The organism is Lactobacillus sp. WILCCON 0059 (assembly GCF_057197985.1).
In genome coordinates, this window is the sequence record NZ_JBUBHN010000001.1 from 1690403 (window position 1) to 1702907 (window position 12505).

General features: G+C 50.9%; 4 protein-coding genes, 7 tRNA genes, 3 rRNA genes, 1 riboswitch and 1 other annotated feature. Of the genes, 1 reads left to right on the forward strand and 13 read right to left on the reverse strand.

What is annotated here, in order from left to right:
* Positions 1 to 47 precede the first annotated feature (47 nt).
* Positions 48 to 2462 carry a leucine--tRNA ligase gene (gene leuS / locus ACYVUT_RS07885; RefSeq protein ID WP_484500560.1) on the reverse strand — a complete coding sequence of 805 codons (2415 nt, stop codon included), beginning with the start codon at positions 2460 to 2462 and terminating at the stop codon, positions 48 to 50.
* 43 nt (positions 2463 to 2505) lie between these two features.
* Positions 2506 to 2688 (reverse strand) — a binding site (T-box leader).
* Between the two features lie 69 nt (positions 2689 to 2757).
* On the opposite strand from leuS, the gene ACYVUT_RS07890 reads away from it, so the two are divergent.
* A complete protein-coding gene (locus tag ACYVUT_RS07890) occupies positions 2758 to 3417 on the forward strand; it encodes a phosphatase PAP2 family protein (RefSeq protein WP_484501802.1) in 660 nt (219 codons plus the stop codon).
* Between the two features lie 58 nt (positions 3418 to 3475).
* Here ACYVUT_RS07890 and ACYVUT_RS07895 read toward each other — a convergent pair whose 3' ends face one another.
* From ACYVUT_RS07895 to ACYVUT_RS07950, 12 genes are all read right to left on the reverse strand, one after another.
* A complete protein-coding gene (locus tag ACYVUT_RS07895; protein ID WP_484501803.1) occupies positions 3476 to 4924 on the reverse strand; it encodes an MDR family MFS transporter in 1449 nt (482 codons plus the stop codon).
* 63 nt (positions 4925 to 4987) lie between these two features.
* Positions 4988 to 6184 (reverse strand): methionine adenosyltransferase, encoded by a 1197-nt coding sequence (gene metK, locus ACYVUT_RS07900; protein ID WP_484501804.1) that lies wholly within the window; start codon positions 6182 to 6184, stop codon positions 4988 to 4990.
* A riboswitch (SMK box riboswitch) is annotated at positions 6182 to 6269 on the reverse strand. (Overlaps the previous gene by 3 nt.)
* Positions 6270 to 6334: 65 nt before the next feature.
* Positions 6335 to 6407, reverse strand: a tRNA-Val gene (locus tag ACYVUT_RS07905).
* Between the two features lie 3 nt (positions 6408 to 6410).
* Positions 6411 to 6482, reverse strand: a tRNA-Glu gene (locus ACYVUT_RS07910).
* Positions 6483 to 6617: 135 nt separating this feature from the next.
* Positions 6618 to 6691: transfer RNA gene (locus ACYVUT_RS07915), tRNA-Met, on the reverse strand.
* A 6-nt stretch (positions 6692 to 6697) separates the two neighbouring features.
* Positions 6698 to 6788 (reverse strand) — tRNA-Ser (locus ACYVUT_RS07920).
* Positions 6789 to 6796: 8 nt separating this feature from the next.
* A tRNA-Asn gene (locus ACYVUT_RS07925) sits at positions 6797 to 6869 on the reverse strand.
* A 7-nt stretch (positions 6870 to 6876) separates the two neighbouring features.
* Positions 6877 to 6993: ribosomal RNA gene (gene rrf / locus ACYVUT_RS07930) — 5S ribosomal RNA — on the reverse strand.
* A 69-nt stretch (positions 6994 to 7062) separates the two neighbouring features.
* Positions 7063 to 9968, reverse strand: a 23S ribosomal RNA gene (locus ACYVUT_RS07935).
* Between the two features lie 127 nt (positions 9969 to 10095).
* Positions 10096 to 10168: transfer RNA gene (locus tag ACYVUT_RS07940), tRNA-Ala, on the reverse strand.
* 68 nt (positions 10169 to 10236) lie between these two features.
* Positions 10237 to 10310 (reverse strand) — tRNA-Ile (locus ACYVUT_RS07945).
* A gap of 114 nt (positions 10311 to 10424) precedes the next feature.
* Positions 10425 to 11988 (reverse strand): 16S ribosomal RNA (locus ACYVUT_RS07950).
* The 16S, 23S and 5S rRNA genes sit together here with 7 tRNA genes alongside, the layout of an rRNA operon.
* Between the last annotated feature and the right edge of the window lie 517 nt (positions 11989 to 12505).

The window sequence follows — 12505 nt, forward strand, 5'->3', positions numbered from 1 at the left end:
TCCAGCTTGAAATATACCATAAATTGTTTTTTTAGGAAAATTTTAGATTATTTGGCAACAATGTTCACGATCTTGTTTGGCACGACAATGACCTTCTTGATCTCCTTGCCTTCCAAAAATTCCTTGACGTGCGGCAGAGCGGTTGCGGCAGCTTGGGCTTCTTCTCTGCTTGCATCCTTGGCGATTTGGAAGTTGCCCCGCTTCTTGCCGTTGACCGTAACAGCCATTTCAACCGTGCTTTCAACCAGCTTGCTTGCGTCATAAGTTGGCCAGCTAGCAAACTGCACGCTTTCGTCGTGGCCGAAGACATGCCAGATTTCTTCCATCATGTGCGGAGCAACTGGCGCCATCAGCTTGACGAAGCCTTCAGCGTATTCTCGCGGAATCTTGTCGACCTTTTGGCAGGCGTTCATGAAGACCATCATTTGGGAAATGGCAGTGTTGAAGCGCAATTCTTCAAAGTGTTCCGTAACGACCTTGACCGTTTCGTTGTAGATCTTGTCCAGCTTGCCGTCGTTTTCGTCACTGATCTTTTCAGACGGGATCGGGTCCAGGTCCAGGTCGTTGACAAAAGTCCGCCATACCCGGTCAAGGAACTTCTTGACACCGGAAGGACCGTTGTCGTCCCAGTCGATTGAAGCATTCAGTGGCCCCATGAACATTTCGTAAGTCCGCAGGCTGTCTGCACCGTATTCGTCAACGACATCGTCTGGGTTGACCACGTTGCCGCGAGACTTGGACATCTTTTCATGGTTCTTCAAGATCAAGCCTTGGTTGTAGAGCTTTTGGAACGGTTCCTTGGTTGGCACGACGCCCAGGTCGTAAAGGACCTTGTGCCAGAATCTAGCGTAAAGCAGGTGCAGGGTCGCGTGTTCTGCCCCGCCGATGTAGAGATCAACCGGCATCCACTTCTTCAAGAGTTCCGGGTCTGCCAGAGCCTTGTCGTTGTGCGGGTCGATGTAGCGGAGGAAGTACCAGCTTGAACCAGCCCATTGCGGCATGGTGTTGGTTTCCCGCTTGCCCTTCCGGCCGTTTTCATCAACAACGTTAACCCAGTCAGTCAGGTTAGCCAGCGGGCTTTCCGGAGTACCAGATGGCTTGATGTTGGTTTCCTTAGGCAGGCGCAGCGGCAATTCGTCTTCTGGCACCAAAGTGGTTTCCCCATCTTCCCAGTGGATAACCGGGATTGGTTCACCCCAGTAGCGCTGACGGGAGAAGTTCCAGTCCCGCATCTTGTAGTTGACCTTCTTTTCGCCGACGCCCTTTTCAGTCAGCCAGTCGACCATCTTGGCCTTGGCTTCTTCATTGCGGAGGCCGTTCAAAAATTCTGAGTTGACGTGGGCACCGTCGCCGGCAAAGGCTTCCTTGCTGATGTCACCGCCTTCAACGACTTCCTTGATTGGCAGGTCGAACTTAGTGGCAAAAGCGTAGTCTCTTTCGTCGTGGGCTGGAACAGCCATAACTGCCCCGGTCCCGTAAGTTGCCAGAACGTAGTCAGAGATCCAGACTGGCACCTCTTCCCCGTTGACTGGGTTGATGGCGTAAGCACCAGTGAAGACCCCGGTCTTATCCTTGTTCAAATCAGTTCTTTCCAGGTCAGACTTGGATTCGATGGACTTGATGTAGGCATCAACTGCTTCCTTTTGTTCCGGCGTAGTGATTTCCTTGACCAGGTCGTTTTCCGGTGCCAAAACCGTGTATGAGCAGCCAAAGAGGGTGTCTGGCCGGGTGGTGAAGATGTCAAAGCTCTTGTCTGAATCCTTGATCTTGAAGGTTACTTGAGCCCCAACTGAGCGGCCGATCCAGTTTCTTTGCATTTCCTTGATCGGTTCTGGCCAGTCCAAGTCATCCAGGTCATCCAGCAAACGGTCAGCGTAAGCGGTGATCTTCAGCATCCATTGCCGCATCTTGCGGCGGTAAACCGGGTAGCCGCCCCGTTCAGTCTTGCCGTCGATAACTTCTTCGTTGGCAACGACCGTGCCCAGGTCTGGTGACCAGTTAACTGGCACTTCAGCTTCATAAGCCAGGCCCATCTTGTACATTTGTTCAAAAATCCACTGGGTCCACTTGTAGTAGTTCGGGTCAGTGGTCTTGATTTCCCGGTCCCAGTCATAGGAGAAGCCCAAAGCTTGCAGCTGCTTTTTGAAGTGGGCAATGTTTTGGTCAGTGAAAGTAGCCGGGTCGTTACCAGTTTGCAGGGCGTATTGTTCAGCCGGCAGGCCGAAGGCATCCCAGCCCATTGGGTGCAAGACGTTGTAGCCTTGAGCCCGCTTCATTCTGGCCATGATGTCAGTAGCCGTGTAGCCTTCCGGGTGACCAACGTGCAACCCCTTGCCTGATGGGTAAGGGAACATGTCAAGTACGTAGTACTTTGGCTTCTTTGGGTCAGTCCCAGTCTTAAAAGTCTTGTTTTCCAGCCAGTACTTTTGCCACTTCTTTTCGACAACTTTATGGTTGTACATCTGCTAAATCCTTTCCTAAAAACAAAAAACGCCCTATGTTCAAACATAGGACGAATTGTTTCGCGGTACCACCTAAGTTCCACGCTTTCGCGTGACACTCAAATGTTTCTTAAAGCGAAACAACACTTTGGCATTGTCCGGGTGAGTTCAAAATTCCTCTTTCAAGCCTCGCAGCCACCGGCTCTTCTCTGAAGAAAGAAAAATTTCTACTACTCCCTGCCCTTTATTATTTTCTCTATAACGATTATACTTTACCACATGGCCAAAATTTTACAAGGAGAAAAATTAAAAACAATTGAATACGAAAGAAAATAAAGTTAATTATCAGCCGCTTTTAATTTTTGGCAGCGCCTTCAGCATCTTTTTTGCCTATTGGGTCTACCTGATTGCCAGCAAGAATCCCTTTATCAAGGCTTTTGACACGGTAGTCTACAATGCCATCAGAAACAACAATCCAGTCGAAAAGCAGCTGACCTTTTACTGGACTCAGCTGGGCAACACGCTCACGATCACAGTCTTTACGGTGATCCTGGTCCTTTTCCTAATCTACCGGCGGAACTATATCCACGCCGTCTTCGCCAGCTTGACCATGATCGCGGCAAATTACTGCAACTCGGTCATCAAGAACATCATTCAGCGTCAGCGGCCCCGGATGGACAAAACGGTTCACGCTGACGGCTTCTCCTTCCCGTCTGGCCACTCAGTCGGCTCTATGACTTTGGCCCTGGTCTTGATCGCCTTGATCGTTGTCTTGGTGAAAAAGAAGCCACTGAAATACTGGTTGATTGGTTTCTGCGTCTTCTTCACCCTATCGATCGGCTTTACCAGAATGTACCTGCACGTTCACTGGCCAAGCGACGTCTTAGGCGGCTGGTGCGAGGGCCTGGCCTTCAGTTCCCTGGCCAGCTGGCTCTTTTTCAAGGCCTTGGACAAAAAGAATAAACTAAATCCTTAATAACAAAAAATCTGCTCACCAGTCCGTGAGCAGATTTTTGTTTACATTCATATTTTGCCTAGTCCTTCTTCTGCCGGTAGATATGGTTGAAGACCAAAGACAAAAGCAAGGCAATCAAAGAAACGATGTAGATCCCCCGCATGGCTGAGTGCAGGATTTCCCGCAAAGGAGCCAAAACGGCCGGATCCAGGCTTTTAGCCTGGGCTGGGGAGACAATCTTGTTCATCATCTCACTGGTCAAGGAAGGGTGCTTTTTGAGCCCGCTGGCCACGACCGCGTTGAAGGTCATCCCGTAAAAGACCATCATCACGGTCTGCCCCAGATACTTCATCAAGGTGTTAAAAGAAGTTGCCACCCCTACCTGGCTCTTGTCGACCACCATCTGGGCCCGGACCTGGCTGGCCGTGGCGATGCTGCCGAAGCCAATCCCGTTGAAGACGGCAATCAAGCAGAAGACCCAAAATGGCGTGTAGGTTGGAATCAAGATAAAGGCCAGGTCAGCCCCAAGCAAAAGAAAGAGTGAGGCGTCAAAGAACTTCTGCGTTCCCCACCGGCCCATAAGGTCGCCGGCCAGGAAGGACCCGCAGACCCATAAAAGGGAGCTTGGCGTAATGGCAAAGCCGGCGATTGAAGCGCTGACCCCGTTGATCCCCTGCAGCCAGGTCGGGATATAGAATTCAAAGCCGATCACGACTCCGGACACCAGGAGCTGCAAGATGTTGACCGCCAGAAATTCCTTGTCTTTCAAAATGCTGAAGGGAATGATCGGGTCAGCGGCAGTTTTTTCCACCTTGACAAAAAGGCAGAGGCTGACCAGCATGATTGCCGCCAAAGCCAGCAAGGTCCAGCTGAAGCCTTTTTCCAGACCCTGCAAAAGGAGCATCAAGGAAAGCAAAAAGATGACTAAGCTGAAGCTGCCCTTGAGGTCGATCTGTAATTTGTTTTTAGCAATATCCTCATGCAGGTAGAAAGCGACCAGCAAAAAGGCGATCAAGCCGATTGGCACGTTGATCATAAAGACCCAGTGCCAAGACAAGTGCTGGACGATAAAGCCGCCTAAAAGCGGAGCGATAACTGAAGCCAGGCCCCAGAAACCCGAGGTCAGACCCAGCATTTTGGCCCGCTTGTCAATGTCATACATATCGGCTAAAACCGTCACCCCTGCTGTCTGAATGGCCCCTGAACCAAGTCCCTGCAGGACGCGGAAGATGATCAATTCCACCATTGAGTGCGAAAAGCCGCAGAGGGCTGAGCCGAGCACGAAAAGTCCGATGCCAAATAAAAAAACTGGCTTGCGTCCTACGCTATCAGCCAGTTTCCCATAAATTGGCGTTGAGACTGCCGTCATCAGCAGAAAGACAGACACCACCCAGCTCATGATTGCCAGCCCGTCCAAATCGGCAATAATAGTTGGCATCGCGGTCGAAACAATGGTGCCTTCGATCGCGGACATAAAAGTGGTGATAAAGACAGCGAGCGTGACCATTTTCACGTTTGTTTTCTTCATTCTTTTCTCCAACGAAATTTATGTTACGTTATGTCTTACGTGTATTCAGTTGTCGTAAAAATATTACTTGCGGCCGTTAACGAAAGCTCGGAGAGCTTCAGCCTTGTCGGTCTTTTCCCAAGGCAGATCGATGTCAGTGCGGCCAAAGTGGCCGTAAGCAGCCGTCTGCTTGTAGATTGGCCGGCGCAAGTCCAGCATCTTGATGATCCCGGCTGGCCGCAGGTCAAAGTTAGCCCGGACAGCTTCGGTCAAAAGCTGGTCGCTCACCTTGCCGGTCCCGGCAGTATCAATCATGATGGAAACCGGGTGGGCTACCCCAATGGCGTAGGCCAATTGCACTTCACAGCGGTCAGCCAGGCCAGCAGCTACAATGTTCTTAGCCACATAGCGGGCAGCGTATGAGGCGCTTCTGTCGACCTTGGTGGCGTCCTTGCCGCTGAAGGCACCGCCGCCGTGGCGGGCATAGCCGCCGTAAGTGTCGACAATGATCTTGCGGCCAGTCAAACCGGCGTCGCCCTTTGGCCCCCCGATAACAAAGCGGCCGGATGGGTTGATCAGGTACTTGGTCTCGTCATCCAGGAACTTATCTGGAATGACTTCCTTGATCACATCGTGGACCATGGCCACCCGGATCTCTTCGTTAGTCACGTCAGGACTGGTCTGGGTAGAAATAACTACCGTGTCCACCCGCTTAGGCTTGCCGGCATCATCGTATTCCACCGTGACCTGGGCCTTGGCATCTGGCCGCAGCCAAGGGAAAGTCCCGTCTTTTCTCAGCTGGGCTACTTTGCGCATCAAGCGGTGGGCCAGGGAAATCGGCAAAGGCATCAGTTCCGGCGTTTCGTTGATGGCGAAACCGAACATGAGCCCCTGGTCACCGGCCCCGATCTGGTCGAGTTCATCGCTGTCGTCTTCTCCCCGGACTTCCAGGGCTTCATCAACCCCGCCGGCGATGTCAGGCGACTGCTTGTCCAGTGCTACCAATACAGCGCAGTTGTCGGCGTCAAAGCCCAGGTCCGGGTCATTATAGCCGATCTCACGGATCGTCTTTCGCGCGACCTGCTGGTAGTCAACATTAGCCGTGGTCGAGATTTCCCCGAAGAGCAAGACCAAACCGGTAGTTACAGAAGTCTCACAGGCCACGTGGGCTTGCGGGTCCTGCGCGAGTACCGCGTCCAGGATGGCATCGGAGATCTGGTCAGCGACCTTGTCCGGGTGTCCTTCTGAAACTGATTCTGACGTAAATAAGTGCTTTTCCATCTATGTGTGTCCCCCTATAGACTAGCTACACGGTTACAAGGCATCTTCACCAATTTGGTGAATCCTATCAGGACTTGTAACAAATAATATTTTAAATATGTTCAGTTTTTTGTAAAAAAAAAGATTACCGTCCGGTAACCTTCTGAACAATGGAGGATACAGGGCTCGAACCTGTGACCCTCTGCTTGTAAGGCAGATGCTCTCCCAGCTGAGCTAATCCTCCATATGACCCGTACGGGATTTGAACCCATGTTACCGCCGTGAAAGGGCGGTGTCTTAACCACTTGACCAACGGGCCGTTTCGTAAGCACGTTTACTAGTATACAGCAATTCCCTGCCAATGCAAGTCTTTTTTACGAAAAAATTTTCAGAAAAATAGCAAGACAGATAAAAATAAAAACAAAAAATCCACGACCATGTCGTGGATTGCTTATAGCGGCGGGGGGGATCGAACCCTCGACCTCCCGGGTATGAACCGGACGCTCTAGCCAGCTGAGCTACACCGCCATAAAACGGAGTGTGAGGGATTTGAACCCTCGATACAGGTATTTACCCGTATACATGATTTCCAATCATGCTCCTTCAGCCGCTCGGACAACACTCCATATTAAACTCCGCCTGTCAGACTCGAACTGACGACATCCTGATTAACAGTCAAGCGCTCTACCAACTGAGCTAAGGCGGAATGTTGAGCGCGGCAGCTTCCTATCCTCGCAGGCAGTTTCCCACCAACTACTTTCGGCGTTAAGAAGCTTAACTGCTGTGTTCGGCATGGGAACAGGTGTATCCTTCTTGCCATTGCCACCGCACTCTCTTTGAGCTTGCACGCTCAAAACTGAATATCTCTTCCTAGTCAAAACCTTCATTGCTTCGCTCTTTTGGTCAAGTCCTCGACTGATTAGTACCGGTCCGCTCCAAAGCTCACGCTTCTTCCACTCCCGGCCTATCTACCTCATCGTCTCTGAGGTGTCTTACTTTCTTGAAGAAATGGGAAATCTCATCTTGAGGGGGGCTTCGCACTTAGATGCTTTCAGCGCTTATCCCGTCCGCACATAGCTACCCAGCGATGCCTTTGGCAAGACAACTGGTACACCAGCGGTGCGTCCATCCCGGTCCTCTCGTACTAAGGACAGCTCCTCTCAAATTTCCTGCGCCCACGACGGATAGGGACCGAACTGTCTCACGACGTTCTGAACCCAGCTCGCGTGCCGCTTTAATGGGCGAACAGCCCAACCCTTGGGACCGACTTCAGCCCCAGGATGCGACGAGCCGACATCGAGGTGCCAAACCTCCCCGTCGATGTGAACTCTTGGGGGAGATAAGCCTGTTATCCCCAGGGTAGCTTTTATCCGTTGAGTGATGGCCCTTCCATGCGGTACCACCAGATCACTAAGCCCTACTTTCGTACCTGCTCGAGTTGTCTCTCTCGCAGTCAAGCTCCCTTTTACCTTTACACTCTGCGAATGATTTCCAACCATTCTGAGGGAACCTTTGGGCGCCTCCGTTACACTTTAGGAGGCGACCGCCCCAGTCAAACTGCCCGTCAAACACTGTCCTCGGCCTGGATTACAGACCTGAGTTAGAGCATCCGTCAAGCAAGGGTAGTATCCCAACAGCGCCTCAGATAAGACTGGCGTCCTATCTTCTCCGGCTCCTACCTATCCTGTACATGCTTGACAGATACCCAATATTAAACTGCAGTAAAGCTCCATGGGGTCTTTCCGTCCTGTCGCGGGTAACCCGCATCTTCACGGGTATTATAATTTCACCGAGTCTCTCGTTGAGACAGTGCCCAAATCATTACACCTTTCGTGCAGGTCGGAACTTACCCGACAAGGAATTTCGCTACCTTAGGACCGTTATAGTTACGGCCGCCGTTTACTGGGGCTTCAATTCAAACCTTCGCTTGCGCTAAGCTCTCCTCTTAACCTTCCAGCACCGGGCAGGTGTCAGCACCTATACTTCATCTTACGATTTTGCAGATGCCTGTGTTTTTGATAAACAGTTGCTTGGGCCTTTTCACTGCGGCTGATCTTGCGACCAGCGCCCCTTCTCCCGAAGTTACGGGGCCATTTTGCCGAGTTCCTTAACGAGAGTTCTCTCGCTCACCTGAGGATACTCTCCTCGACTACCTGTGTCGGTTTGCGGTACGGGTGCACCGTCTCTGGCTAGAAGCTTTTCTCGGCAGTGTGACGTCGCAGCCTTCGCTACTTTAATTTCGCTCCTCATCACGCCTTGTCCTTATGAGAGCAAGCATTTGACTCGCTCTCAGACTTGACGCTTGAACGTGGTATCCAGCACCACGCGCTGCTAGCCTCCTGCGTCCCTCCATCGCTCATAACGATTCGGTGCAGTACAGGAATCTCAACCTGTTGTCCATCGACTACGCCTCTCGGCCTCGCCTTAGGTCCCGACTTACCCTGGGCGGACGAGCCTGCCCCAGGAAACCTTAGTCTTGCGGCGGACAGGATTCTCACCTGTCTTTCGTTACTCATACCGGCATTCTCACTTCTAGAAGCTCCACATGTCCTCTCGATCATGCTTCACCGCCGCTAGAACGCTCTCCTACCACGTGCTTGCGCACATCCACAGTTTCGGTATCATGCTTAGCCCCGGTAAATTTTCGGCGCGGCGTCACTCGACTAGTGAGCTATTACGCACTCTTTGAATGATGGCTGCTTCTGAGCCAACGTCCTAGTTGTCTGCGCAACTCCACATCCTTTTCCACTTAGCATGAATTTTGGGACCTTAACTGGTGATCTGGGCTGTTTCCCTTTCGACTACGGATCTTATCACTCGCAGTCTGACTCCCGCACATAAATGTCTGGAATTCGCAGTTTATCTGAATTCAGTAACCCTTGACGGGCCCCTAGTCCAAACAGAGCTCTACCTCCAGCATCCTCTTTGCGAGGCTAGCCCTAAAGCTATTTCGGAGAGAACCAGCTATCTCCAAGTTCGTTTGGAATTTCACCGCTACCCACAACTCATCCCCGCAATTTTCAACTTACGTGGGTTCGGTCCTCCAGCGCGTTTTACCGCGCCTTCAACCTGGTCATGGGTAGGTCACTTGGTTTCGGGTCTGCGTCAGCCAACTGCTCGCCCTCTTCAGACTCGCTTTCGCTGCGGCTCCGTCTTTTCTGACTTAACCTTGCTGACTAACGCAACTCGCCGGTTCATTCTACAAAAGGCACGCCATTACCCCTTAACGGGCTTTGACTACTTGTAGGCACACGGTTTCAGGTTCTCTTTCACTCCCCTCCCGGGGTTCTTTTCACCTTTCCCTCACGGTACTGGTTCACTATCGGTCACTGGTTAGTATTTAGCCTTGCGAGATGGTCCTCGCGGATTCAAACGGGATTTCACGTGTCCCGCCCTACTCAGGATACTGATAGGCCTTCTTTGGATTTCGCTTACGGGGCTCTCACCCTCTCTGGCGCGTCTTCCCAAACGCTTCTGCTATCCTCTGAAGTGCCATGTTTCAGTCCTACAACCCCGGCAGATAAATCTGCCGGTTTGGGCTCTTTCCTGTTCGCTCGCCGCTACTTGGGAAATCGATATTTCTTTCTCTTCCTGCAGCTACTTAGATGTTTCAGTTCACTGCGTGTTCCTTTCTTGTGCTATGTATTCACACAAGAATAGCATGTCTGCACATGCTGGGTTCCCCCATTCGGAGACCTCCGGATCAAAGCCTACTTACGGCTCCCCGAAGACTTTCGCGGTTAGTCGCGTCCTTCATCGGCTTCCAGTGCCAAGGCATTCACCGTGCGCCCTTCTTCACTTGACCTTGCAAGTCAGTTCTTTCGAACTCTCTCGGTCGCTTTGCAATGTTTTCATTGATCTCAATGATTCTCGGTTTTTTCTTGGAATTAAGATATTCAGTTTTCAACGTACAAACTTGGCCGTTAGGCCAATGGAGGCAAACGGGATCGAACCGATGACCTCCTGCTTGCAAAGCAGGTGCTCTCCCAGCTGAGCTATGCCCCCGTAAATATCAACTTTTAAGATGTTACTCCATCTTAGCCGAAATGTAAAGACTTTTCTTCGCATTTCAATGGGCCTGGATGGACTTGAACCATCGACCTCACGCTTATCAAGCGTGCGCTCTAACCAGCTGAGCTACAGGCCCAAGTTCTTATTGTTGGTACTCTCAAAACTGAACAAAGTTTCTTTTGCAGTGTGCTTTCGTAACTCACAATCGTCTATTAGTGTTCCCACTCTCTGATTGTGTGTCTTTCCTTAGAAAGGAGGTGATCCAGCCGCAGGTTCTCCTACGGCTACCTTGTTACGACTTCACCCCAGTCATCTGCCCTGCCTTAGGCGGCTGACTCCGTAAAGGTTATCCCACCGACTTTGGGCATTGCAGACTTCCATGGTGTGACGGGCGGTGTGTACAAGGCCCGGGAACGTATTCACCGCGGCGTGCTGATCCGCGATTACTAGCGATTCCAGCTTCGTGCAGGCGAGTTGCAGCCTGCAGTCCGAACTGAGAACAGCTTTAAGAGATCCGCTTGCCCTCGCGGGTTCGCTTCTCGTTGTACTGCCCATTGTAGCACGTGTGTAGCCCAGGTCATAAGGGGCATGATGACTTGACGTCATCCCCACCTTCCTCCGGTTTGTCACCGGCAGTCTCTCTAGAGTGCCCAACTTAATGATGGCAACTAAAGACAAGGGTTGCGCTCGTTGCGGGACTTAACCCAACATCTCACGACACGAGCTGACGACAGCCATGCACCACCTGTCTCTGCGTCCCCGAAGGGAAAGACTTATCTCTAAGTTTGTCACAGGATGTCAAGACCTGGTAAGGTTCTTCGCGTTGCTTCGAATTAAACCACATGCTCCACCGCTTGTGCGGGCCCCCGTCAATTCCTTTGAGTTTCAACCTTGCGGTCGTACTCCCCAGGCGGAGCGCTTAATGCGTTTGCTGCGGCACTGAGAACCGGAAAGTCCCCAACACCTAGCGCTCATCGTTTACGGCATGGACTACCAGGGTATCTAATCCTGTTCGCTACCCATGCTTTCGAGCCTCAGCGTCAGTTGCAGACCAGAGAGCCGCCTTCGCCACTGGTGTTCTTCCATATATCTACGCATTCCACCGCTACACATGGAGTTCCACTCTCCTCTTCTGCACTCAAGAATGACAGTTTCCGATGCAGTTCCACGGTTGAGCCGTGGGCTTTCACATCAGACTTATCATTCCGCCTGCGCTCGCTTTACGCCCAATAAATCCGGACAACGCTTGCCACCTACGTATTACCGCGGCTGCTGGCACGTAGTTAGCCGTGACTTTCTGGTTGATTACCGTCAAATAAAGACCAGTTACTGCCTCTATCCTTCTTCACCAACAACAGAGCTTTACGATCCGAAAACCTTCTTCACTCACGCGGCGTTGCTCCATCAGACTTGCGTCCATTGTGGAAGATTCCCTACTGCTGCCTCCCGTAGGAGTTTGGGCCGTGTCTCAGTCCCAATGTGGCCGATCAGTCTCTCAACTCGGCTACGCATCATTGCCTTGGTAGGCCTTTACCCCACCAACTAGCTAATGCGCCGCGGGCTCATCCTAAAGTGACAGCTAAAAGCCGCCTTTCAAACTTGAATCATGCGATTCATGTTGTTATCCGGTATTAGCACCTGTTTCCAAGTGGTATCCCAGTCTTTAGGGCAGATTGCCCACGTGTTACTCACCCATCCGCCGCTAGCGTCCAACAAATCATCCCGAAGGAATCTTTGAATTCAGCTCGCTCGACTTGCATGTATTAGGCACGCCGCCAGCGTTCGTCCTGAGCCAGGATCAAACTCTCAATTTGAAAATTGAGCCTTTTTAATCTGCTCCAGATTATTTGCTTGCGAATTGACTTCGCTTATTTGTTTGGATCAAACAATGTTTGACCCGCACACTGCGAAACTTTGTTCAGTTTTCAAAGTACCAACTTGCGTCAAGTGACGCAACGTTTTATATCTTACTCGCTTGTTGACTTCTTGTCAACAAGTTTTTGATATTTTCTTTTTCGTGCCTCCGCAAGACTTGCTTGTCTCACGCGGCAACAAATATTAGTATACTAGCTTTTTTTGATTCGTCAAATTTGCTTTTTCATTCGTTTTATGATTGGTGCACCCGGCAGAGTTGTGACAGATAATTTTCTGCTTATATTCCACTTTTCTGTTTTTAGCTAAAAAATTCGTTTTTGCCGGAAAGAATAGTTCGATTTTTGCCGTTTTCAGCTTTAAATTTCTGTAACAAGTTTTTTACTTTTTTCGTTTCGCTTCTTAATTAATTTTGCCGGCGTTCTATGGTAAAGTTGTTTTAGTATATTTTCGAAAGGA